We start from the raw sequence: 24044 nt of genomic DNA, 5'->3' as shown, positions 1-24044 counted from the left end.
CCCACGACCATGAAAGCGATGATCCTTGCCGCCGGCCGCGGCGAACGCATGCGCCCCCTCACCGACACCTGCCCCAAGCCGCTGCTGGTGGCCGGCGGCAAGCCGCTGATCGTGTGGCACATCGAGCGCCTGGCAGCGGCAGGCATCGTCGACCTGGTCATCAACCACGCCCACCTCGGCCAGATGATCGAGGAGGCACTCGGTGATGGCACGCGCTTTGGCGTGCGCATCACCTACTCGCCCGAGGGCAGCGCCCTCGAAACCGCCGGCGGCATCGCCCGCGCCCTGCCCCTGCTGGGTGCTGAACCCTTCGTGGTGGTGAATGGCGACGTCTTCTGCGACGCCGACTTCGCCGGCCTGCGCCGGGCCGCCGAGGAGCTCAACCCGGTGCGCTGCGCCCACCTGATGCTGGTCGCCAACCCCGAGCACAACCCGGGCGGTGACTTCGGCCTCACGCCGGACGGACTGGTCCATGAGGGAGAGGGCGAACGCCTCACCTTTTCCGGCCTCGGCGCCTATCATCCGGCCCTGTTCGCGGGTCTCTCGCCCGACGCCCCGGCCAAGCTCGCGCCCCTGCTGCGGGCGGCCATGGCGCGCAACCGGGTCAGCGGCGCCCGCCTGCTCGGCCGCTGGGTGGATGTGGGCACACCCGAACGACTCGCGTGGATCAATCACATCGTCGCCCCACCTCGGGATACTGCACCATGACAGAGCTGGGCGAAGGCATCGCCATCGGTATTCTGCCCCCCATCAAGGATGCGGAAGAGCCCAGGTCACCGGGCAATCTGGTCGTCACCCTGAAGGAGACCAGCAGCGGTGAAGCCATCAAGGACGTGAAGGTCTCCATTGCCGGTGCGTCCTCCGGCGAAGCCACCACGAACGCGGCCGGTCAGTGCCGCTTCGACGGCATCGCGGCAGGCTTCTATACCCTGACGCTCACCCAGGACGAATTCGAGATGAGCCCCGACAAGGCACGCTTTGCGATCCATCCCGATCAGACCCTCAAACTGAACATCAAGGTCCGGCGCGTCTTGACCACGGTGATCATGAAACGCATCCACGTGCGCGGCACCCTCAAAGCCGCAGGCGGCGACAAGTCGGAACTGGAGTACGGACACTGGTGGGTCGAGGTGGATGGCAGCCAGAGCTTTGGTTGGTGGCCAGCCAGCGGCGTATCCATCGGTGGAACCTTCCTCGGCGTTCCAGGCGTGCTCAACGAGATGAAAGGAGCGGGCGGTACGGCAACCCGCGACCCTCACCACGGCGATCCGGGTGATGAGGAGTTCTCGCCCTCCGTCCTCAATGGCAAATCCGCGGCCGACATCAAGAAATCCATCGGGGACTTCGCCAGTGGCTTTTCCGGCAAGTACGGCTCCACCTGGCGCTGGCCGGCAAAACACAACTGTCACACCTTCCAGGAGCAAATGATGAAAGACGTCGGTCTGAGCAAGAGCAACTCGAAAAAGCTGAACTAGACGCCGATGCGCCTGATGGCCGCCCACCCCCACGCTATTCGCGCACTCCTCGCGGCAACGCTGTGCGTTTTTCATCCCAGTCACGCCCACCCGGAGAAACCCATGCCCTCCTCCGCAACAGCCACCGGCATTGCCTTCTACGCCAGGGCGAACCTTTACTCCCTGCCGATTCGCCCCGAGCTTCCCATCGGCGAGGCCGAAGCCGAAGCGGCCCGCGCCCACTACCGCTTCTCCATGGAAGGCACGCGTATTCGATGGGCAGAAAAGTGGCTGGCCGAACGCAGCCCAGTCGCCGTTGACGCCCAATGGACCTTGAGGCTAGCCCCAGGCATCCATTACTTTCTCCCTGCCGCGGGCGGGCTGCCGCCCCAGGCCCGCAGCCTGGTGGACATCCGCGAGGAGAGGGCTTACTTTCGGGTCGAGGTATTCCCGGACGGGCGCCCGCCGACGGCCGAAAAGGTCATCAGAAGCAGGACGCTTCGCCACGACTACGAATACTGGAACAACGGCACGCTCAAGCACTGGCACTTCGAGACCGAGAGCAGCCGGGGCGATGAACACTTCGATCAGTTGGGTCACGCCCTGAAGTAAACCGCCGCCACTCCCAACCTGGACACCCTGCCACGCCATGCCCCTCGACATCGCCCCCTTCCAGGCCCGCCGCACCCGCCTGCTCGCCACCATGCAGGCCGCGGGCGGCGGCGTCGCCATCATCCCCACCGCGCCGGAGCACCTGCGTAACCGCGACACCCACTACGGCTACCGCTTCGACAGCTACTTCTATTACCTCACCGGCTTCCGTGAGCCCGAGGCGGTGCTGGTGCTGGTGGCCGGCGACACGCCGCGCAGCCTGCTGTTCTGCCGTACCAAAGACATGGAGAGGGAGATCTGGGACGGCTACCGCTTCGGCCCCGAGGCGGCCCGTGAGACCTTCGGCCTCGACGAGGCCCACCCCATCGCCGAACTGGACGCCCAGCTCACCACGCTGCTCGCCAACCAACCCGCCATCTTCCACTCCATGGGTTACGAACCGCCCTGGGACAACCGGGTCACCGAGGCCCTCAACCGGGTCCGCGCCCAGGCGCGCACGGGCTGCGTGGCTCCGGCGCAGATCCGCGACGTGCGCAGCCTGATCGACGAGATGCGCCTGATCAAGGATGCCAGCGAGATCGCCACCATGCGCCGCGCCGCCGACATCTCCGGCGGCGCCCATCGGCGTGCCATGCGCGCCACCCGGCCCGGCATCCACGAATACGAGATCGAGGCCGAGCTCATCCACGAGTTCCGCCGCTACGGCAGCCAGGCACCGGCCTACGGCTCCATCGTCGCCGGCGGCGCCAACGCCTGCGTGCTGCACTACGTGGAGAACGACGCCCTGCTGCGGGACGGCGACCTGCTGCTCATCGACGCCGGCTGCGAGCTCGACGGCTACGCCTCCGACATCACCCGGACCTTCCCGATCAACGGCCGCTTCAGCGGCCCCCAGAAGGCCGCCTACGAACTGGTGCTGGCGGCCCAGGCTGCGGCCATCACCGCCACCCGCCCCGGTGCCGGCTGGAACGACCCCCACGACGCCGCCACCCGGGTGCTCGCCCAGGGCTTCATCGATCTGGGCCTGCTCCAGGGCAGCCTGGATGGCGTGCTCGAGTCCGGCAGCTACCGCCAGTTCTACATGCACCGCACCGGGCACTGGCTGGGTCTGGACGTGCACGATGCGGGCGAGTACAAGCTCGCCGGCGAATGGCGGCCGCTGGTCCCCGGCAACGTGCTCACCGTCGAACCCGGCTGCTACATCCGCCCGGCCGATGGCGTTCCTGAAGCCTTCTGGAACATCGGCATCCGCATCGAGGACGACGCCCTCGTCACCGACAGCGGCTGCGACATCCTCACCGCCGGCACACCCAAGAGCGTGGCCGACATCGAGGCCCTGATGGCCGAACCTGCCTGACCCATGCCCCGGAACCCAAGCCCATGAAACGCCACGATATCGCCATCATCGGCGCCGGCCCGGTGGGCATGACCCTCGCCCTCGCCCTCAAGGACGCCGGCCTCGACATCGTGCTGGTGGATGCCCGCCCCCGTGGCGCCGCCCGCAAGGACCCGCGCATCCTGGCCCTATCCCACGGCACCCGCCTGACCCTGGAGCGCCTCGGCATCTGGTCCCGGCTACCGGCTACGCCCATCGAGACCATCCATGTCTCCCACCAGGGCGGCCTGGGCAGAACCGTGCTGCAGGCCAGCGAATACGGTCAGCCGGCCCTCGGCTACGTGGCCGGTGCCGGCGACCTGGCCACCGCGCTGGATGAGGCCCTGGCCGCTGCCGGCATTCCGATACTCGACCAGGCCACCGTCACCGGCCTGGCCGCCGGCGCCGACGACGTGATCCTCAGCCTTGCCGACGCGCCCCCCCTGTCGGCCCGCCTGGCAGCCTGCGCCGAAGGCAGCATCCAGGGCGTCGACGACAGCAGCCTGGTGGAGCGGGACTATGGCCAGCACGCCGTCATCTCCGTCGTCACTCCGGCGGAAAGCCACGGCAACCGCGCCTGGGAGCGCTTCACCCCCCAGGGGCCCCTGGCCGTACTGCCCTGCGGAAACGACTGCGCCATCGTGCACACTACCGATCCGGCCGAAGCCGACGCCCTGATGGCCCTCGACGACGAGGCCTACCTGGCCAGCCTGCAGGCACACTTCGGTACCCGCCTGCGCTTCGCCACGGTCGGGCCACGGGCCCGCTACCCCCTGCTGCTGCGTTACCGGCCCGACCCCGTCGGCCAGCGCACCGTGTGGCTGGGCAATGCCGCCCAGACCCTCCACCCCGTCGCCGGCCAGGGCTACAACCTGGCCCTCCGCGATGTGTGGTCCTGCGCCCAGATCCTTCTGCGGGCCGGCGGCGATCCTGGCGCCGCCGCCAACCTGGAGGCCTACGCCCGCAAACGCCGTCTCGACCGCCAGGGCACGATTCGCTTCACCGATGGCCTGGTGCGTCTGTTCAGCACGGCCTCTGCCCCCCTGCGCCACGCCCGGGGCGCTGGCTTGTTTGCCCTCGACCTGCTGCCACCGGCCCGCCATTTTGTGGCCAAGCGCATGATGTTCGGCGCCCGCGCCTGGCCCTGAGCGCGCCCCCGCAACCACGACATCAAAGGCTTCCCGCGCCGCCCGGGGAGGTGCTTTTCACCTTGGGGCCGCCCAAGGTGAAAAAGGCCGTCGCCGCGGCGCAGCAAACGCCGTAGAATCCGCAGCCTGCGCGCCGCCCGGCGCCCCGCCGCCCACGGGACCAGCACCATGGCCGAAGCTGACGATCTCCAGCAACACGACGACCTCGACATTCACCTGCGCGAGGTGCAGCACCTGCTTGCCCGCCACAAGCTGGTGGAAGATCTCGTTCACCGTCAGGACATGCCCAAGCACGACCTGGTGGAAAGCCTGGTGCACAAGCAGCACATCCACGAGCTGACCCACAAGCTTGAAAGCCTGCACTCGGCCGACGTCGCCCACATTCTCGAAGCCCTGCCCCTGGACGCACGCCTGTTCGTCTGGGATCTGGTCAAGGCCGAGCGGGACGGCGAGATCCTGCTGGAAGTCTCCGACGCGGTGCGGGAATCCCTCATCGAGTCCATGGACCCGGCCTCCCTGCGGGCTGCAGCCGAGCAGCTCGACGCCGATGAACTCGCCGACCTGGCCCCCGACCTGCCCCGGGAGGTGATGGAGGCGGTTTACCAGGGCCTCGACCCGGAAGAGCGCGAACAACTGCGCGCGGCCATGTCCTATCCGGAAGACTCGGTAGGCGCGCTGATGGATTTCGAGATGGTCACCGTGCGTGAGGACGTGAGCCTGGAAGTGGTGCTGCGCTACCTGCGCCGCTTCGACGAACTGCCTGACCACACCGACCAGCTCTTCGTGGTGGACCGGGACGAGCACCTGCGCGGCGTGCTGCCCATCAACCGGCTGCTCATCAACGACCCCGAAACCGAGGTGAGCGAGATCATGCTCACCGACACCCTGACCCTGGAACCATCAGACGAAGCCGAAACCGCCGCCCAGGCCTTCGAGCGCTACGACCTGGTGTCGGCGCCGGTGGTGGACTACCACCGCAAGCTGGTGGGCCGGGTGACGGTGGCGACAGTGGTGGACTTCATCCGCGAGGAAACCGAGAGCGAGCTGCTCAACCAGGCCGGTCTGCGGGAAGGGGAAGATATTTTCGCGTCGGTGTGGGACTCGGTGAAAAACCGCTGGGCCTGGCTGGCCGTCAATCTGGTCACCGCCTTCATCGCCAGCCGGGTGATCGGCGCCTTTGAGGGCTCCATCGAAAAGCTCGTGGCCCTGGCAGCGCTGATGCCCATCGTGGCCGGCATCGGTGGCAACTCGGGCAACCAGACCATCACCATGATCGTGCGCGGCATTGCCATGGGTCAGGTCCAGGACGATGCCCTGAGCCGTCTCATCAAGAAAGAGATGGGCGTCGCCCTGATCAACGGCATTGTATGGGGCGGCCTGCTCGGGGTGCTGTCGTGGATACTCTACGGCAGCGGCAAGCTCGGCGCGGTGATGACCGCTGCCATGACGCTCAACCTGCTGGTGGCGGCCTTCGTGGGCGTTATGGCCCCGATGATCCGCAACCGCCTGGGTCAGGACCCGGCGGTCGGCTCCAGCGTGATCATCACCGCCGTCACCGACTCGGGTGGCTTTTTCATCTTTCTGGGGCTGGCGACGATCTTCCTGATGTAGCGCGCCGCAGCCCCTTTACATCAGCCCCGGTTGGCGGCGAACCAGGCATCCGCTGCCGCGATGGTGGAGTCGATGTCTGCCTCCGAATGGGCTGCCGACACGAAGCCAGCCTCGAAGGCCGACGGAGCAAAGTAATGCCCGGCGTCCAGCATGGCGTGGAAGAAGCGGTTGAAACTGTCCTTGTCGGAGGCCATCACGTCGGCGTAGCTGGCAGGCACACCGGCAGCAAAGTAGAGCCCGAACATCCCCCCCACCGAATCCGCCACGAAGCGCACGCCGTGCTTTGCGGCAGCGGCATTGAGGCCCGTCACCAGGCGCTCGGTGCGGGCGGTGAGCACCTCGTAGAAGCCCGGACGGGCGATCTGGTTGAGGCTGGCCAGCCCCGCCGCCACCGCCACCGGGCTGCCGGACAGGGTGCCGGCCTGATACACGCCGCCGAGGGGGGCGATCTTTTGCATGATGTCGCGACGCCCGCCAAAGGCCCCAACCGGCATGCCACCACCGATGACCTTGCCCAGGGTGGTGAGATCCGGGGTAATGCCGAACAGACCCTGAACCCCGCGCGGCCCGACGCGAAAACCGGTCATCACCTCATCGAAGATCAACACCGTGCCGTGGGCGGTGCACAGGCGGCGCAGCAGGTGCATGAACTCGGCCGACGGCTTGACCAGGTTCATGTTGCCGGCGATGGGCTCGATGATCACGCAGGCGATGGCATCGCCCTTCTCCCGGAAGGTCTCTTCCAGCTGGGCCGGGTTGTTGTAGTCGAGCACGATGGTGTGCTTGGCGAAGTCTTCCGGCACGCCGGCCGACGAGGGGTTGCCGAAGGTCAGCAGGCCGGAGCCGGCCTTGACCAGCAGGCTGTCGGCATGGCCGTGGTAGCAACCCTCGAATTTGACGATGGCGTCCCGCCCGGTGAAGCCCCGGGCCAGGCGGATGGCGCTCATGGTGGCCTCGGTGCCGCTGGACACCAGGCGCACCATCTCCAGGCTGGGCAGGAGCTCGCACAGGCGCTCGGCCATATCGATCTCGCGCTCGGTAGGGGCGCCAAAGGACAGGCCCTCCAGGGCCGCCTCGCGCACGGCCTCGACCACCACCGGGTCGGCGTGGCCCAGGATGGCCGGCCCCCAGGAGCCCACGTAGTCCAGATATTCCTTGCCGTCTGCATCCCACACCCGGGCGCCCAGGGCCTTCTTGAGGAAGCGCGGCGTGCCGCCCACCGAGCGGAAGGCCCGGACCGGCGAATTGACGCCCCCCGGAATGGTGCGCTGGGCGCGGGCAAAGAGTTCTTCGTTGCGACTGGTCATGCGGGAGCTTCCTGAGAGGTCAATCGAACAGCCCGGCATAGGCTGCCGCACGGGCAGCCGGGTCGGGCGCTGAAAACACGTCGCTGATCACGGCGGGCAGATAGGCACCCGCCGTGATCAGCGACGGCGCGTTGTCGAGGGTGATGCCACCGATCGCCGCCACCGGCAGGCCGAACTCGGCCTTGGCGCGGGTCAGCATTTCAAGGGGGGCGAGCGGCGCCAGGGGCTTGGTGGACGAGGGGAACATGGCCCCGAAGGCCAGATAATCCACCCCCGCCGCCGCCGCTGCGGCAGCCCGCCACCACTCGCCATAGCAGCTCGCCCCGAGGATGCGGGACGCCCCCAGGGCGCGCCGGGCACCGGCCAGATCGCCATCATCGCGGCCCAGGTGGGCCCCGTCGGCGTCGATTTCCAGGGCCAGGGCCAGGTCATCGTTGATCACCAGGGGGATGCCGGACTGACGGCACAGGGCCAGCAGCTGTACTGCCTGCAACCGGCGCAGGTCAGCATCGACCAGCTTGCTGCGGTACTGGACGATGGCCGGACGGGCCGGGAGCACCTGGGCCACCGCATCCAGCAGCGCCCCGGTGTCGGCCTGGTCCGGCGTCACGATATACAAACCACGCAATGTCATAAATCAGGCGTCCGTTTCGGCCGGCGGACAGGCCCAGAAGAATCGGTTGGGAATGTGCTGACCCATGCCCGGCCGAAAGGCATGAGCCAGGGAATGCCAAGTGAAGTCCTGGGCCTCGTAGACCGCCTGGGGCATGTCGAGGCCGTGGGCCAGAGCCGCCGCCACCGCCGATGCCAGCGTGCACCCGGAGCCGTGATAGCTTCCACCCAGACGCTCCCAGGTGTCGGCCCGTACCACTCCGCCACTGCCGTAAAGGGTGTTGACGACCTGCGGCGTCTGGGCGTGGGAACCGGTGATGAGCACATACTCGCAGCCCATCTCCATCAGCACGGCTGCGCAGTCCGACTGGGTGCGCCCCTCGGGATCGTCCCGCACGCCGGCGCGGCAGGCGGCAAGCCGGCGGGCCTCCATGGTATTCGGGGTGATGACCGTCGCCTGGGGAAGAATGAGCTCGCAGAGCATCTCGAGCATCGCGTCCGAGGCCAGCTCGTCACCCCGGCCCGAGGCCACCACCGGATCGACGATGACCGGGATGTGCGGATAGTCGGCGATGATCTCGGCGATCACTGCGATGTTGTCGGCGCTGCCCAGCACCCCAAGCTTGAAGGCCTGGACCGGCATATCCTCAAGGACAGCACGGGCTTGCTCAGCGACAAAATCAGCATCGATCGGCAGTACGTCCTCCACGCCCGCCGTATCCTGGACGGTGAGTGCGGTGATGACGGTAAGGGCATGACAGCCCATACCTGCCAAGGTCATGATGTCAGCCTGGATGCCGGCGCCACCGGTAGGGTCGGCTGCGGCGAAAACGAGAACCAGCGGGGGATTGGGATCGTTGCGGTTTATAGTCATTAGGAGAGCCAAGGACGCACAAATTTAACTGCGACTGCGCTACCATTCACGATCCAAAAGATTCTAGCCGAAATCATCGCAACGCACCCCCATGGCAAATCCCCACTACCGGACCTGGATGTGTCTGATCTGCGGTTATATCTACGACGAAGAAACCGGCTCCCCTGAAGAGGGTATCGCTCCAGGCACCCGCTGGGAGGACATCCCCCCCAACTGGACCTGCCCAGAATGCGGCGCCCGCAAGGACGACTTCGAAATGGTCGCGATCTGACCGCCGTTCGTATTCAGGGCGCCCCAGGCACCACAACAATGCACGTCCGCAACGACATCGGCACGGACCCCGGAGGACCAAGGTGAATCTCAGCGGAATCAAGGTCATGGTCATCGATGACAGCAACACCATCCGCCGCAGCGCCGAGATCTTTCTCGCCCAGGCCGGATGCCAGGTGGTGCTGGCGGAGGACGGCTTCGACGCTCTCTCCAAGATCGCCGACCACGCCCCCGACCTGATCTTCGTGGACATCATGATGCCTCGCCTGGACGGCTATCAAACCTGTGCGCTGATCAAGAAAAACGCCCGGCTCAAGTCCACACCCGTCATCATGCTGTCCTCCAAGGACGGTCTGTTCGACCGGGCCCGCGGGCGTCTTGCCGGCTCGGACGAGTACCTCACCAAGCCCTTCACGAAGGAAAGCCTGCTGCGCTCCGTGGCCTGCCACACCGGCGCCGCGCGCCAGGCCGCCGCCAACGACTGACCTCCCCGAGACGCGTCTCCATGCCGATCAAGAAAATCCTCGTCGTAGACGACTCCCCGACCGAAAGGCTCGCCTTGTCGGAAATGCTGGTGAAGAGCGGCTACCAGGTTGTCACCGCCGAAAGCGGCGATGAAGCCGTGATCAAGAGCAAGACGGAGCACCCCGACCTGATCCTGATGGATGTGGTCATGCCCGGCACCAACGGCTACCAGGCTACCCGCACCATCGTGCGCGACGAGGCCACCCGCAACATTCCTGTCATCATCTGCACCAGCAAGGGTCTCGAAACCGACAAGATCTGGGGTATGCGCCAGGGCGCCTTCGACTACATGGTCAAGCCCCTCGATCACGCCGTGCTGCTCGAGAAGATCCGGGCGTTCAGTTAGGGCGGCAGAGCATGGCAAAGCGGATCAGTCTCCACGAATTCCAGGCCGGGCTGGCCCGGCGCCTTGCTGAAGCACGGGACACCCGCGCCTCGGCCTTCCTGGGAATACAGGCCGGCAAGCGTCACTGGCTGGTTGACCTGACCGAAGCGGGCGAGATCCTCGCGGTTCCGCCACTGGCTCCGGTCCCACTCAGCGAGCACTGGTTCCGCGGCCTTGCCAGCGTGCGTGGCAACCTCTTCGGCGTGGTCGATTTCGCTGCCTTCCACGGTGACCAGACCATTTCGCCGGTCGGACACGCTCGTCTGCTGCTGGTCGGCGTACGCCACAACCTCAACTGTGCATTGCTCGTGACCCGCGCTCTGGGACTGCGCTCCCTCGAGGATTTCGAGCTCCTGCCCTCGTCCCCCGACGCAGACCAACCCTGGATCGGTGACCAGCTCCGGGACGCCCGGGGCACCGCCTGGACACGTCTGAAAGTAGCCGACCTGCTGAATAACCCGCGTTTTCTGGACGCAGCACAATCATGATCATGAAAATCCATTCGGGAGGAGCAGCGGGCCCCGTCCGCTGAAGAGGAACACCATGGCATTCAAGTTACCGGGTCTGTCGCGCGGCGGCAGCAAACCAGCACCCACCAACGTGGACACGATCCTTGAATCCGGCGAGACGGCCCAGGCCACAGCGCCCCTGCCCTTCCTGGCCGGCAAGAGTGCAGCGGATCAGCTACGCCTGCTACGTATCCCCTTCCTGATCTTCGCGGCCCTGACCATCGGCTTTGTGCTTTACCAGATCCGTGTGAGCAGCTTCGGCACCGCCTACGTCACCGCCGCGGGCCAGATGCGCACCCTGTCCCAGCAGCTTGCCAAAGCCAGCCAGCTGGCTCTTCAGGGTGACTCCGCTGCATTCAATGAACTGAAAGGCAGCCGCGAGCAGTTCAACACCCTTCTGGGCGCCGTCACCAATGGCGGAGATGTGGACGGCACGGCCATTCCTGGCGGCAGCAGCGCGGTCGCGGACGAACTCGCCGTAGTCACCGAGCTGTGGCAGAAGACCGACAAGGACGCCGCCAACCTGATCGAGCAAGAGAAGAACCTGGCCAGCCTGGGCAAGGCGGTGAACACCATCAACACCAAGAATCCCCAGCTCCTCGAACTGTCCGAACAGGTTGCCGCCCTCAAGCTTCAGGGCGGGGCATCCGCCCGCGAGATCGCCGTGGCCAACCAGGTGGTGATGCTGACCCAGCGGATCGCCAAGAACGCCAACGCACTCCTCGTCGCCAACGCCATCGACCCGGAAGTGGCCTTCCTGCTCGGCAAGGACACCAACACCTTCCGCGACCTGATCGAACAACTCCAGAAGATGACCTCCGACGGCAGTGACGCCAAGGGAAAACTCGCAGAGCTCGAAAGCGTGGGCAAGGACAACCTGGCGTCCGTCACCGCGATACTGGGCAGTATCCAGCGCCTGGTCCAGGCAAAGCAGGCTGGCAACCAGATCTTCCAGAACTCCGGCCCCCTGCTCGAAAAGACCTCGGCTCTGGCCGAGGGCTATACCCGTGCCTACACCGGCTTCTTCACTTGGGTCAGCCTGGCCATCGTGCTGTGTGCCCTGGCCACCCTGGTAAGCCTCGTACTGATGGCCAAAACCTACAATGACGACATCGCCCGCCGCCGTCTTGCCGCCGAGCGCCTCAAGGAAGCGGCCGAGTTTGAACGCAACAATACGCAACAGGCCATCCTGCGCCTGATGAACGAGATGGGCGACCTGGCCGACGGTGACCTGACCGTGCGTGCCACCGTCACCGAAGACATCACCGGAGCCATCGCCGACTCGGTGAACTACACCATCGAAGAGCTCTCCGTGCTGGTGCGCCGTATCAACGACGCCGCCATCCGCGTGACTTCAGCCACCGAGTCCGCTCAGCAGACCTCTGATGAGCTGATTGCCGCCACCGAGCGTCAGGCCCAGGAGCTGCGCCTTGCCGGTGAAACCGCCCAGAGCATGGCCAGCTCCATGAGCGCAGCTTCCGAAGACGCCCTGCAGTCCGCCCAAGTGGCCCGCCGCTCACTGCAGGCTGCCCAGAAGGGTGCTGCCGCCGTGGAAGACACCATCAAGGGCATGAACGACATCCGCGAGAAGATCCAGGAGACCTCCAAGCGCATCAAACGTCTGGGTGAGTCGTCCCAGGAAATCGGCGAGATCGTCGAACTCATTTCGGACATTACCGAACAGACCAACGTGCTGGCCCTGAACGCCGCCATCCAGGCTGCCTCCGCCGGTGAAGCCGGCCGCGGCTTCTCGGTGGTGGCCGAAGAAGTGCAGCGCCTCGCCGAACGCTCAGCCGAAGCCACCAAGCAGATTGGTGCCATCGTGAAAACCATTCAGACCGACACCGGCGACGCCGTGGCCGCCATGGAGAACGCCACCCGTGACGTGGTTGACGGTGCCCACCTCTCCGAGACCGCCGGCCAGGAACTCGCCGAGATCGAACGTGTGTCGGCAGAAACCGCCGAGCTCATCGAGCGCATCTCGGTCAGTACCGAAGTACAGGCCAAGGCCGCAACCCAGGTGGCGGAAAAGATGAAAAACATTCTCGCCATCACCGATCGCACGACCACCGGCACCCAGCAAACGGCCGTTTCGATCGGCGAGCTGGCCGACCTGGCTGTCGAACTGAAGGGCTCGGTCTCCGGCTTCAAGGTCTGAGCCACGCGGCATCCCTCCCGGAACGGAAATCGACCAAGACCCACCGATGAGCTCTGCACATGAACTCGACCTCGGTCCTCTGACCTGGGTCAAAGGCGAGATCGACCTGGCCCTGGAACGGTCGGCGACGGCGCTTGCCGAAGCCGGCAGCGCCCCGGACCGTCTGGGCAGGATCAAATTCGCCCAGACCCACCTGCACCAAGCCCACGGCGCCCTTTCGATCGTGGGCCTGGACGGGCTGACCCAATTCTCGGAGCAAGTCGATCGCCTCCTCGGAGAGCTGGCCGGCGGCCAGGTCTCCTACACACCTGACGTCGCCCGCCTGGCAGCGCGCTGTATCGCGGCCATCGGCAACTATCTCGACGAACTGACCCGCGGCCAGCCCGATCAGGCACTGAGGCTCTTCGATCTTTACGTCGAACTGGCTATTGCCCGTGGGCAGGAAGCCCCCACCCCCGGTGAGCTGTTCTACCCGGACCTCTCCCAGCGTCCCGTCTTTGCCGGCCCTGCAGACACCAGCGAAGACCCGAAACGCCTGCGCACCTTGAGAGGGCGATTCGAGCGAGGTCTGCTCAAGTGGTTCCGCAATGGTCAGGACCCGGCCGGTCCCCAGGAAATGCGCGACGCCGTAGCCGGCATAGAAGGCCTGCAGGGCGTGCCCAACTCCCGTGCCTTCTGGTTTGCCGCTACCGCCTTCTTCGATGCACTGGGGCAGCTGGACGCTCCGGCCGACCCTGCAACAAAGCGGCTGTGCGGGCGCATTGATGCGCAGATGCGCCGGGTCATGGAAGGCTCCAGCATGGTCGCCGAGCGCCTGATGCGCGACGTGCTCTACCACGTAGCGAGCACATCGGCCCAGTCGCCCACAATCTCCGCCGTCCGTGGGGCCTATGCCCTTGAGCGGCTGATCCCTGCCGGCATGCGCCAGATCAGCGACACGCCCCAGGCGCCGCTGCTGCGCAAGCTCCGCGAAGGTTTTGCCGATGCCCGGGACGCCTGGACCCAGTTCTCCAAGGGCGGCGCGATCGGCCTGCCTCGCTTCCAGGAAGCCGTCGCCCCTCTGGCCGCGCAAGCTCGTGAGCTCAACCAGCCCGAGATCGCCGAGCTTGTCGAATCCCTGATCGACCTCGCCTTGTGGTTGCGTCAGGACCCTCTGCAGTTCAACGACACCATGTCCATGGACGTGGCGACCCTGATGCTGCTGGTGGACTCCCAGATCGACGCCCACGGGCAGGCCCAGCCCGAGGGCAGCACCCCGATCCAGACCCTGATCGACCGTCTGCAGGCTCACCAACGGGGTGAGCACCTGCCTCCACTGGCGATAATCGAGCCCGAATCCGAAGACCGGCAGGTCAGCCGCCAACTCGCCCACGAGATCCTCGCCAGTCTCGGTGAGGTCGAACAAAGCCTCGACAGCTTCTTCCGAGCTCCGACCCAGACCGACATACTGAACGCCGTGCGTGCCCCCCTCAAGCAGATTGAGGGGGCTCTGTCGGTCATGAACGAGGACGGCGCCGTACGCCTGTTGCAGGACGCCGCCGGCCGCATTGCGGCCCTGACCGCCCTCGGTACCGAAACCGACACCTCTGCCTTCGAAGAAATCGCCCACCGCCTCTCGGCCCTTGGCGTTTACATTGAGGCCTTGCAGCATGGCCCGGCCAACCTGGACCGCATCCTGCGCCCCGAGCAGCCGAGCGATGCTCCCACGGGTGCGAGCATCGAAGCCGAGCTCGACCAGCAGAAGCGCGATACGGCGGCCCTCGCCGCCGCACTGAAGGACAACCCGGACGACTTCGGACTGCGCACAGAACTGCAGCTCAACCTCGAGAACCTTCGCCAGGACGCCTCCCTCACCGCCAATACCGAGCTCGAGAAGCAGGCCCGCCAGGCCCTCACCATGCTGGATGCCGGCGAACTGTTCAGCGAAGCCGTCCCCCTCCCGTCAGGCCTGGAAGCGCCGGCCCTGTCTGCCGAAGCGACCCGACTGCTCGACGCCAGCGCAGCCGAGATCGACGCCGAACTGCTGGACATCTTCATCGAAGAAGCTGTTGACGTGCGGGCCACCATTGCCCGCAATCTCGTTCTCCTCGACGAGAATCCCGACGATACGGATGTCCTCACCACCATCCGGCGCAGCTTCCACACCCTCAAGGGCAGTGGCCGCATGGTCGGCCTCAAGGACTTCGGCGAAGCCGCCTGGAGCATCGAACAGACCCTCAATCACTGGCTCCGCGTCGAACAGGCGGTCACCCCCGAACTCATCAACCTCATCGGCCAGGCGCTGGCCGAGTTTTCCGGCTGGGTCGAGCAACTCCAGTCAGGCTCTGGCACTCAGCGCGATGTCAGCGCACTGCTTGCGGAATCGGCACGGTTGCGCGGAGAGGGCGGCACGGAACGCCCAGCCACCCCGCCGGCGATGTCCGAGGCGCATGCTGCGCCAGAAGCCCCCATTGCACCGTTGCCCCCCCTGCCCGTCGATGCGCCCCTGACCATCGACATCCCGGAGTCCAACGACTATCAGCCGACCGAGAGCAGCCTCTTTGCCGTCCCCCTGATCGACGAAACCCAGGAGATGGACCTTGAGGGAACGCTCATCCTCTCCGAGTACGATCTTGCTGCGACCACCCTGAACCTGCCCCAGGCGATAGTCGAGGACGCTCCTGACGAGGCCTTCGATCTGAACTTCCCGGAGCTGTCATTCCACGACCAGCCGGGCAACGCAACAGCCGCAACGCCACCGCACGAACCCAAGCTCGACAAAACCGCCATCGATGCGCGGCCTCTCCAGGAAGATCTGGCTACGGAGCCCTTCGACCTGAGCTTCGATCTCCCCACCGAGGCAGCACAGCCGCCGGCAGAAGCTGCGCCGCTGTCCGACATTTCACCCGACGCACTACCGCTGGCCACTGACGTCGAGCTCGTATCCATCGAGGCACTGGAGATCGCCGAGGACGAAATACCGGCTCCCGAAGCCAGCCCGGTGATCGTATCGGACGAAGCCCTCGAAGCGCTGGATAAGCTCGAAACAACCGCCCCCCCGGCCGTCGCCGAGGAGGCGTCTGAACCGCCCAAGCTCATCGACGCCTTCGAGGCCCCGGAGGCCCCGGATTCGATTGAGCTTGGCGAGCCATTCGAGCTGATTGAAACTATCGACTCCCTTGAGTTGCTGGAAGATGTCTTCGAGCCCGAAGAGGTCCCGACACCTGCGGAGACCACCTCCACGGCTCCGCCCGAAATCAGGGAGAGCCTTGCCGACGAAGAGGTGATTGACGAGGCACCCGACCTCCTTGATCTTGCCGACCTGCCGGAAGACCTGCCCCTGGAGCAGGAAGACGACACGGATCCGGACGAGGTCCGGCTGGGGAACGTCACCCTGTCCCGCCCCCTGTTCGACCTCTATCTTGCCGAAGCACGGCAGCATGTGGCCACCTTGCGCCATGAGCTGGCCCGGCTGTCTGTCAACCCCAGCCTGATTCCGACCGGCAGCGCCATTCGCGCCGCCCACACCCTGGCGGGTATTTCCGGCACTGCCCACTTCTCCGCACCCCAGCAACTCGCCAAGGCCCTCGAACTGGCCCAGCAGCGCCTCGCCGATCACGACCGGGCCCCCACCGCCCAGCAGGCCGGCACACTCAATGCCGCAGCCACGGCCCTGGAGAGCATGCTCATCCAGTTGGCCAGCCGCCAGCTGCCCGAGTCCGCACCCGAGCTCGCCGACCAGCTCGACGATATCCTCGTGTCCCATCTGGCCGAGGTCATCTCCCTGCACTCGGCGGCAGCACCCGAACCGCTCGTCGCCGTACCGGCCAGCCGCAGCGAAGCCGCCCCCCGCGCCCCCGAAGCCCCAGTGGCGGCCAGCGCGCCCCTGCGTGACGAGCTTGACCCGGAACTGCTGCCGATCTTCCTCGACGAAGGCAGCGAACTTCTCGACAACCTCGACACCGCGCTGCGCAACTGGCGCGAAGATCCGGCCGAAGGTGGCCATGCCAGCAGCGTCGCCCGCCTCCTCCACACCCTGAAGGGCAGCGCCCGGATGGTGGGTGCCATGAGCCTGGGGCAAAGCCTGCACGAACTCGAAACCCGGCTGGAGCGGGCTCGCACGCAGGAGCCCGGCGGCCAGGGCATCATCGACGATCTCGAAGCCTCCCTCGACCAGGCCCGCCAGGCCCTGGAGAACCTGCAACAACCGGCTCCGGCAGCCATCGCCAGCGGCGAGGCCCCCGCGGTAGCCGAAGACAGCACGCCAGCCCAGGCGGGCGATACCACCGCCCCGGGCACCCGGGTGCAGCTGCGGGTGGAAGCCACCCGGATCGACCAGTTCGTCAACGAGGCCGGCGAGATCAGCATCGCCCGGACCCGCATCGAAGGCGAACTGCGCACCCTGCGCCGCTCCCTCCTCGACCTCACCGAAAACGTCATCCGCCTGCGCAACCAGCTGCGCGAAGTGGAAATCCAGGCCGACACGCAGATGCAGTCACGACTCTCCCAGGTCGAGACCCAGCACACCGAGTTCGACCCCCTGGAAATGGACCGCTACACCCGCCTCCAGGAACTCACCCGGATGATGGCGGAGAGCGTCGGTGACGTGACCACCGTGCAGCAGAACCTGCTGCGCAACCTGGATGGCGCTGAAGTCGCGCTGCACGCCCAGTCCCGCATGGCGCGGGAACTTCAGCAGTCGCTGATGCACGTGCGCATGGTGCCCTTCGACAGCCTGGCCGAACGGCTCTACCGCCTGGTTCGCCAGACCGCCAAGGAGCTCGGCCGCCGCGCCAACCTGGACATCATCGGCGGGCAGATCGAAATCGACCGCAGCGTGCTCGACGCCATGACCGGCCCCCTCGGCCACCTGGTGCGCAACGCGGTGGCCCACGGCATCGAATCGCCGGAGCAACGCCGCGAAGCCGGCAAGCCCGAGATCGGCCAGATCAACCTGCGGGTCTCCCACGAAGGCAACGAAGTCGTCATGGAGTTCCGCGACGACGGCGCCGGCCTGGACTTCCAGCGCATCCGCGCCCAGGCCATCGAAACCGGCCTGCTGAGCCCCGATGAGGACGCTGACGACAAGCGCCTGACCAACCTGATTTTCGTTCCCGGTTTTACCACCGCCAGCCTGTCCAGCCTGGCCGGCCGGGGCGTGGGCATGGACGTGGTGAAGAGCGAGACGGCCGCCGTGGGCGGACGCATCAGCGTCGAGACCACCCCCGGCCAGGGCACGTGCTTCCGTATCCACCTGCCCCTGACCCTCGCCGTCACCCAGGCGCTGCTGGTGCGATCCGGCAACCGCACCTTCGCCATTCCGTCATCGATGGTGGCCCAGGTGCTCGAGCTCAAAGCCGCCGCCCTTGAAAAGCTGCGGTACGAACAGGGTACCGAATGGCTGGGCGAGCATTTCGGCTACCGCTATCTGCCGCGCCTGCTTGGCGATTTCGAATCCCGGCCCCAGATCGAACGCTTCAACTGGGTGCTGCTGCTGCGCGCCGGCAGCGAGACCGTGGCCCTCCACGTGGATGCCCTGCGTGGCAATCAGGAAGTCGTGGTCAAGAACGCCGGGCCCCAGTACGCCCGGATGGTTGGCTATTCCGGTGCCACCGTGCTTGGCGACGGCGAGATCGTTTTGATCCTCAACCCGGTCGCCCTGGCTGCCCGCAGCCCGGCGGGGGTCGACGATGGTGCCATCCTGCAGGCCGCCGCGCTGCCCAGCCAGCCCACGGTGATGGTGGTGGATGACTCACTCACCGTCCGCAAGATCACCGGCCGCCTGCTCGAACGGGAAGGCTACCGGGTGATCACCGCCAAGGACGGCGTGGACGCGCTCGAGCAGTTGCTGACCGTCCGCCCTGACGTAATCATCGCCGACATCGAAATGCCGCGCATGGATGGTTTCGACCTGACACGCAACATTCGCGCCGATGTGAAACTGAAGGTCGTGCCGATCATCATGATCACCTCGCGCACCGCCGAGAAGCACAAGCGCTACGCGGAAGAGATTGGCGTCAATCACTACCTCGGCAAGCCCTACGACGAGGATGTGCTGCTCGCCTTGATCCGGGGCTTTGCCCCCTTGCCGGAGTCCTGAACGGCGGGAAAACCGCGCTTTCGTCCGGGGCACGGGCCGGCTTGGCTATAATCGGGTGTTTTCCAGCCCGACCGTCCCATGAATCTGCTCTTCGAAGAGGATGGTGCCTTCAAGACCGGCACCATCCTGACCGACAACGACGCCTCCCTGCAGGTGGAAACACCCTACGGCAAGCGCCTCAAACTGAAGAGCAAGGACGTGCTGATGCGTTTCGCCCAGCCGTCCGCGGGCGAACTGCTTGAGCGCGCGGAGACCGAAGCCGAAGGTTTCGATACCGAGTTCCTGTGGGAAGTCTGTGGTGACGACGAGTTCGTGTTCTCCGATTTCGCCAGGGAGTACTTCGGTCACGTCCCCAGCCCGGTCGAATCCACGGCCATTCTGCTGCGTCTCCACGCTGCCCCCATCTACTTCCACCGCAAGGGCCGCGGACGTTTCCGCAAGGCGCCTGCCGAGATCCTCCAGGCCGCTTTGGCCGGGCTCGAGAAGAAGCGCCTCCAGGCTGCCGCGGTCGAGCGCATGCGCGACGAACTCCTCGCGAGCCGCCTGCCCGAGGAACTCAAGCCCCTCGTCCGGCAACTGCTCTACAAGCCCGATCGCAACCGCCTGGAAACCAAGGCCCTGGAAGCCGCCTGTGCCGAAAGCGGCCAGTCGCCGGCACGCCTGCTGCTCGCCTGTGGCGCCCTGGCGTCGTCCCACGAACTTCACTTTGATCGCTTCCTGTTCGAGTACTTCCCCGCCGGCACCGATTTCCCCCCGGTGGACGATCCGGTCGAGCCCGGCGATCTGCCGCTGGCCACCGTGCGCGCCTTCTCCATCGACGACGCCGCCACCACCGAGATCGACGATGCATTCTCGGTGACGACCACCGATGCCGGCTGGCGCATCGGCATCCACATCGCCGCCCCGGGCCTGGGCTTCGGCCGGGAGTCAGGGCTGGACGGCATCGCCCGCCAGCGGCTGTCCACGGTGTACATGCCGGGCAACAAGATCACCATGCTGCCGGAGAGCATCGTCGGGCGCTTCACCCTCGGCGAAGGCCGCGACTGCCCGGCCCTGTCCCTGTACCTGGACGTCAGCCGCGATCTCATCGTCACCGGCAACCATTCGTGCATCGAGCGCGTGCCGGTGGTGGCCAACCTGCGCCACCACGACATCGAGCCGGTGTTCAACGAAACGACCCTCGCCGAGGGTGGGCCGGACTTTCCATGGAAGGCCGAGCTGACCCTGCTGTGGGAACTCGCCACCGTACTGGAAGCCGGCCGGGGCAAGCCCGCCGCCAACCAGAACCTGGTGGACTACAACTTCAACGTCGACTGGAACGACCGTACCGCCGATGGCCCCGGCCGCATCGAGATCGGCCGGCGCCCCCGGGGCTCGCCCCTGGACAAGCTCGTTGCCGAGCTGATGATTGCCGCCAACAGCACTTGGGGCAAGGCCCTCGCCGACGCCGGCATCCCGGCCTTGTACCGCGCCCAGACGGGCGGAAAGGTGCGCATGACCACGGCCGCAGCCCCCCATGAAGGGCTTGGCGTCGATTGCTACGCCTGGTCCAGCTCGCCCCTGCGCCGCTACGTGGACCTGGTGAATCAGTGGCAACTCATCGCCTGGCTGCAGGGCAGCGCGCCAGTCTTCCCGCCCAAGTCCCCCGACCTGATCGCCGCCATGCGCGATTTCGAGCTCACCTACGCCGCCTATGCCGAATTCCAGCGCGGCATGGAGCGCTACTGGTGCCTGCGCTGGCTGCGCCAGGCCGGCCATCCGGCCATGAACGCCCGCGTGCTGCGGGAAAGCCTGGTGCGCCTGGAAGACATCCCGCTGGTCTTCAAGGTGCCGTCCATGCCCACCCTGCCTCCGGGCACCCGGGTTCGCCTGGCCATCGACAGCACCGACCTGATCGACGTGGAGGTGCGCGCCACCTACCTCGAAACCCTGGCCGCTTCCACCGGCGAGCCTGTCGACGTAGACGAGGAGGAGATTCCCGAAGCCCTCGCCGCCGCAGACGAGGCACCCGCGCCGTCCCCGGCGGCAGACATCCCACCGCCCCATCCCGCCTGACCCCTCGATGCTGCAGGCACTCCGCCGCCTTCCCGGCCGCTTCGGCACACCGGCCGCTCCTGCCAAACGGCAGCCAGGCCCCTTGCCGGTCTTCGCGGGGGCAACGGCACGCTACGCCCTGGAATGGGGAGTGGGCCTGTCCCTGACCCTGCACGGTATCCTCCTGTCCGTCCACTTCGTGATGCCGGACCCGGACAAGTTCAAGCGTCAGGACAAGGGGCTCAACGTGGTGCTGGTCAATTCCCGCCACGCCCAGCGACCGGACAAGGTGGACGTGCTGGCCCAGAGCAACCTGGATGCGGGCGGCACCGGCGATAAGTCCGAACGCATGGCCACCCCTCTGCCGCCCCAGGAACGCTCCCGGATCGGTGATGGGCTGGTCGAGGCCCAGCGCCGCAGCGAGCAGCAGCAGACGCCGCAGATGCAGGTCATGACCGGGCCGAAGGGTCGCCCGACGCAGGTGGATAGCCAGCAGGTCAATCCCACCGAAGCGCCCAGCCCAGTCTCCGGCTACGACCTGCTCGACAGCTCGGCCGCCGTTGCCCGTATCGAGGCCCAGATCGACAAGGATCTGGTGGACTACGCCGCCCGCCCCCGCAAGAAATTCATCGGCGCCCGCGCCGGTGAGTACCGGTTTGCCCAGTATGTGGAAGACTGGCGCCAGAAGATCGAACGCGTCGGCACCCTCAACTACCCGCCAGCGGCCAGGGGCAAGATGTACGGCAGCCTGCTGCTGTCGATCAGCATTGGCGCCAATGGCACGGTCCGCCACGTGGAGATCCAGCGTTCGTCGGGCAACAAGATCCTCGATGACGCGGCCGTCCGCATCGTCCAGTTGGCCTCGCCATTCGCGGCGTTCCCGGAGAGCATCCGCAAGGACACGGACGAGATCGTGATCACCCGTACCTGGAGGTTCACCAACGCCGACATGGTCAAGACGGACAACTCCGAACAACCCTAAACGAGCACGCCCATGGACCGCTACGCCGTGATCGGCAACCCGATCTCCCACAGCAAGTCACCCCGCATCCACAGCCTGTTTGCGGCCCAGACCGGCCAGGACCTCGTCTACGAAGCCCTTCTCGGCCCCATCGAGGCCTTCGCCGCCACCGTGGAGGCCTTTCGGGCGGCGGGCGGGCGGGGGCTCAACGTGACCGTCCCCTTCAAGCTCGAGGCCTTTGATCTGGCCGACCGTCACACCCCGCGGGCCCTGGCCGCCGGGGCGGTGAATACGCTGGCCTTCGACGTTGACGGCATCCTTGGAGACAACACCGACGGCGCCGGCATCCTGCGGGACATCAGCGTCAACCAGGGCTGCCCCGTTGCCGGCCGGCGCGTGCTCCTCCTCGGCGCCGGCGGCGCCGCGCGGGGCACCGTGCTGCCCCTCCTCGAGGCCGCCCCGGCCAGCCTGGTGATCGCCAACCGCACGGCCAGCAAGGCCGCCGGGCTGGCCGACGAGTTCACCCGCTCCGGCCCCCTCAGGCCCCTGGGTTGCGGTTTCGCCGAACTCGCCGGGCAGCGCTTCGACGTGGTCATCAACGCCACCAGCGCCAGCCTCTCCGATGCCGCCCCCGATCTGCCCGACGGCCTCTACGCGCCGGGCAGCCTGGCCTACGACATGATGTACGGCAAGGGCGATACCCCCTTCATGCGCGCCGCCCGGGAACAGGGCGCAGCCCGCCTCTCCGACGGGCTGGGCATGCTGGTGGAACAGGCCGCCGAGAGCTTCCTGTTGTGGCGTGGCGTGCGCCCCGACACCGCCCCCGTACTGGCGCAGCTACGCGCCGGCCTCTGACACGCGCGGCGATGAAGACACTCTGGTACTGGACCCGGCGCACGCTCCTGGCCCTGGCCCTGCTCTTCATCGCCTGGCACCTGTGGCTGTTCGGGCTGGTCGTATGGTGGAAGTGGGTCCCACCCTCAGAAACCAGCTTCATGAGCCTGCGCCTGGACGAGCTCAACGCAAAGAAGCCCGACGCCGAACTGCGCTACCGCTGGGTGCCCTACGAGCAGATCTCCCTGCACCTGAAGCGCGCCGTCATCGCCGCCGAGGACGACAAGTTCGTCGATCACGAAGGTTTTGACTGGGACGGCATCCAGAAGGCCATCGAGAAGAACCAGAAGAAGGGCAAGGCGGTGGCGGGCGGCTCCACCATCAGCCAGCAACTAGCCAAGAACCTCTTCCTGTCGCCCTCCCGCAGCTACTTTCGCAAGGCCGAAGAGGCCATCATCACGGTGATGATCGAGGCCGTCTGGGACAAGCGCCGCATCCTGGAGGTGTATCTGAATGTCGTCGAATGGGGCAACGGCATCTTCGGCTGCGAAGCCGCCGCGCAGCGCTACTACAAGACCTCCGCCGCCCGCCTCAACCCGGCCCAGGCCGCCCGTCTGGCCGTGATGCTGCCCAATCCCCGCAAGTACGAAACCAGCTTCGGCCCGCGTCTGGCCGCCCACGCCGCGCGCATCCAGGGACGCATGCATTACTCGGAAGTCCCCTGAGACTTCACCCTCAAAACGGTACTCGTGCACACCCTTGGGGTACTTCGGCCCCTGCCCGACCGAGGGCCCTTGGGGTAGAATGCCCTGCTTTTCCCCAGTCGTGCCTCCCCCGATGCAATTCGCCGGATTCACCTTGCGAAACAATCTGTTCGTCGCGCCCATGGCCGGCGTCACGGACCGTCCTTTCCGCCAGCTTTGCAAGAAGATGGGTGCGGGTGTCGCCGTCTCCGAGATGGTCACCTCCAACTCCCTCCTCTACGGCAGCGCCAAGACCCAGCGGCGCGCCAACCACGATGGCGAAGTGGATCCCATCTCCGTGCAGATCGCCGGTGCCGACCCGGCCATGATGGCCGAGGCCGCCCGTCACAACATCGACCGTGGCGCCCAGATCATCGACATCAACATGGGCTGCCCGGCCAAGAAGGTCTGCAACGTGATGGCCGGCTCGGCGCTGATGCAGGACGAACCGCTGGTCGCACGCATCCTCGAGGCCGTGGTGGGTGCCGCCGGCAGCACCCCGTTGACCCTCAAGTTCCGCACCGGCTGGAACAAGGCCAACAAGAACGCCCCG

20 protein-coding genes are annotated in these 24044 nt (G+C 66.5%); 17 read left to right on the top strand and 3 right to left on the bottom strand.

All coding sequences use genetic code 11. The annotated features are described in order from the left end of the window. Nucleotides 1-18: 18 nt before the first annotated feature. The 6 genes from murU (at nucleotide 19) to mgtE (ending at nucleotide 6200) form a co-directional block, all read left to right on the top strand. The gene (murU, locus tag ACIQ09_RS09385; RefSeq protein ID WP_398308535.1) at nucleotides 19-708 is read left to right on the top strand and encodes an N-acetylmuramate alpha-1-phosphate uridylyltransferase MurU; all 690 of its coding nucleotides are present in this window, start codon (nucleotides 19-21) and stop codon (nucleotides 706-708) included. Then, a complete protein-coding gene (locus ACIQ09_RS09380) occupies nucleotides 705-1475 on the top strand; it encodes a carboxypeptidase-like regulatory domain-containing protein (protein ID WP_398308508.1) in 771 nt (256 codons plus the stop codon). The genes murU and ACIQ09_RS09380 overlap by 4 nt, the downstream gene beginning before the upstream one ends. Before the next feature lie 102 nt (nucleotides 1476-1577). Further along, a complete protein-coding gene (locus ACIQ09_RS09375; protein ID WP_398308506.1) occupies nucleotides 1578-2066 on the top strand; it encodes a hypothetical protein in 489 nt (162 codons plus the stop codon). A 37-nt stretch (nucleotides 2067-2103) separates the two neighbouring features. Continuing rightward, a complete protein-coding gene (gene pepP / locus ACIQ09_RS09370; protein WP_398308504.1) occupies nucleotides 2104-3423 on the top strand; it encodes a Xaa-Pro aminopeptidase in 1320 nt (439 codons plus the stop codon). Nucleotides 3424-3446: 23 nt separating this feature from the next. Continuing rightward, complete coding sequence (locus ACIQ09_RS09365) at nucleotides 3447-4589, top strand: FAD-dependent monooxygenase (protein ID WP_398308502.1); 1143 nt, start codon at nucleotides 3447-3449, stop codon at nucleotides 4587-4589. 168 nt (nucleotides 4590-4757) lie between these two features. After that, on the top strand, nucleotides 4758-6200 hold the full coding sequence (gene mgtE, locus ACIQ09_RS09360; protein ID WP_398308500.1) for a magnesium transporter: 1443 nt from the start codon (nucleotides 4758-4760) through the stop codon (nucleotides 6198-6200). 20 nt (nucleotides 6201-6220) lie between these two features. Here the strand turns inward: mgtE and hemL are convergent, their stop codons facing one another. The 3 genes from hemL to thiD are packed head-to-tail and all read right to left on the bottom strand — an operon-like array spanning nucleotide 6221 to nucleotide 8993. Next, nucleotides 6221-7507 carry a glutamate-1-semialdehyde 2,1-aminomutase gene (hemL, locus tag ACIQ09_RS09355; protein WP_398308498.1) on the bottom strand — a complete coding sequence of 429 codons (1287 nt, stop codon included), beginning with the start codon at nucleotides 7505-7507 and terminating at the stop codon, nucleotides 6221-6223. Nucleotides 7508-7526: 19 nt separating this feature from the next. Beyond that, nucleotides 7527-8141: a thiamine phosphate synthase gene (gene thiE, locus ACIQ09_RS09350; protein ID WP_398308496.1), complete on the bottom strand. Its 615-nt coding sequence runs from the start codon at nucleotides 8139-8141 to the stop codon at nucleotides 7527-7529. 3 nt (nucleotides 8142-8144) lie between these two features. Further along, nucleotides 8145-8993, bottom strand: a complete 849-nt coding sequence (gene thiD / locus ACIQ09_RS09345) for a bifunctional hydroxymethylpyrimidine kinase/phosphomethylpyrimidine kinase (RefSeq protein ID WP_398308494.1) — start codon at nucleotides 8991-8993, stop codon at nucleotides 8145-8147. Between the two features lie 118 nt (nucleotides 8994-9111). Here thiD and ACIQ09_RS09340 point away from each other — a divergent pair, with 118 nt between their 5' ends. From ACIQ09_RS09340 to ACIQ09_RS09290, 11 genes are all read left to right on the top strand, one after another. Beyond that, nucleotides 9112-9264 carry a rubredoxin gene (locus ACIQ09_RS09340; protein WP_296565200.1) on the top strand — a complete coding sequence of 51 codons (153 nt, stop codon included), beginning with the start codon at nucleotides 9112-9114 and terminating at the stop codon, nucleotides 9262-9264. Between the two features lie 82 nt (nucleotides 9265-9346). Beyond that, complete coding sequence (pilG, locus tag ACIQ09_RS09335) at nucleotides 9347-9748, top strand: twitching motility response regulator PilG (RefSeq protein WP_398308492.1); 402 nt, start codon at nucleotides 9347-9349, stop codon at nucleotides 9746-9748. A gap of 20 nt (nucleotides 9749-9768) precedes the next feature. After that, nucleotides 9769-10134, top strand: coding sequence for a response regulator (locus tag ACIQ09_RS09330; RefSeq protein WP_398308490.1), 366 nt, complete (start codon nucleotides 9769-9771; stop codon nucleotides 10132-10134). Nucleotides 10135-10145: 11 nt separating this feature from the next. Further along, nucleotides 10146-10661 (top strand): chemotaxis protein CheW, encoded by a 516-nt coding sequence (locus tag ACIQ09_RS09325; protein WP_398308489.1) that lies wholly within the window; start codon nucleotides 10146-10148, stop codon nucleotides 10659-10661. Nucleotides 10662-10716: 55 nt separating this feature from the next. Further along, entirely contained in the window at nucleotides 10717-12840 is a 2124-nt protein-coding gene (locus ACIQ09_RS09320) for a methyl-accepting chemotaxis protein (RefSeq protein WP_398308487.1), read from the top strand. Nucleotides 12841-12886: 46 nt separating this feature from the next. Further along, nucleotides 12887-18919 (top strand): Hpt domain-containing protein, encoded by a 6033-nt coding sequence (locus tag ACIQ09_RS09315; protein ID WP_398308485.1) that lies wholly within the window; start codon nucleotides 12887-12889, stop codon nucleotides 18917-18919. 78 nt (nucleotides 18920-18997) lie between these two features. Continuing rightward, nucleotides 18998-20974, top strand: coding sequence for a ribonuclease catalytic domain-containing protein (locus ACIQ09_RS09310; RefSeq protein ID WP_398308483.1), 1977 nt, complete (start codon nucleotides 18998-19000; stop codon nucleotides 20972-20974). Between the two features lie 7 nt (nucleotides 20975-20981). Then, complete coding sequence (locus ACIQ09_RS09305) at nucleotides 20982-21935, top strand: energy transducer TonB (RefSeq protein ID WP_398308481.1); 954 nt, start codon at nucleotides 20982-20984, stop codon at nucleotides 21933-21935. A gap of 12 nt (nucleotides 21936-21947) precedes the next feature. After that, complete coding sequence (gene aroE, locus ACIQ09_RS09300) at nucleotides 21948-22769, top strand: shikimate dehydrogenase (protein WP_398308479.1); 822 nt, start codon at nucleotides 21948-21950, stop codon at nucleotides 22767-22769. Between the two features lie 11 nt (nucleotides 22770-22780). After that, a complete protein-coding gene (mtgA, locus tag ACIQ09_RS09295; RefSeq protein ID WP_398308477.1) occupies nucleotides 22781-23473 on the top strand; it encodes a monofunctional biosynthetic peptidoglycan transglycosylase in 693 nt (230 codons plus the stop codon). Nucleotides 23474-23585: 112 nt separating this feature from the next. Next, nucleotides 23586-24044 (top strand): tRNA dihydrouridine synthase (locus tag ACIQ09_RS09290; RefSeq protein ID WP_398308475.1); only part of this gene is annotated, 459 nt, incomplete at its 3' end.

This window comes from Zoogloea sp., from assembly GCF_044344315.1.
In the GTDB taxonomy this organism is placed as follows: domain Bacteria; phylum Pseudomonadota; class Gammaproteobacteria; order Burkholderiales; family Rhodocyclaceae; genus Zoogloea.
This window is presented reverse-complemented; position numbering and strand designations above follow the sequence as displayed.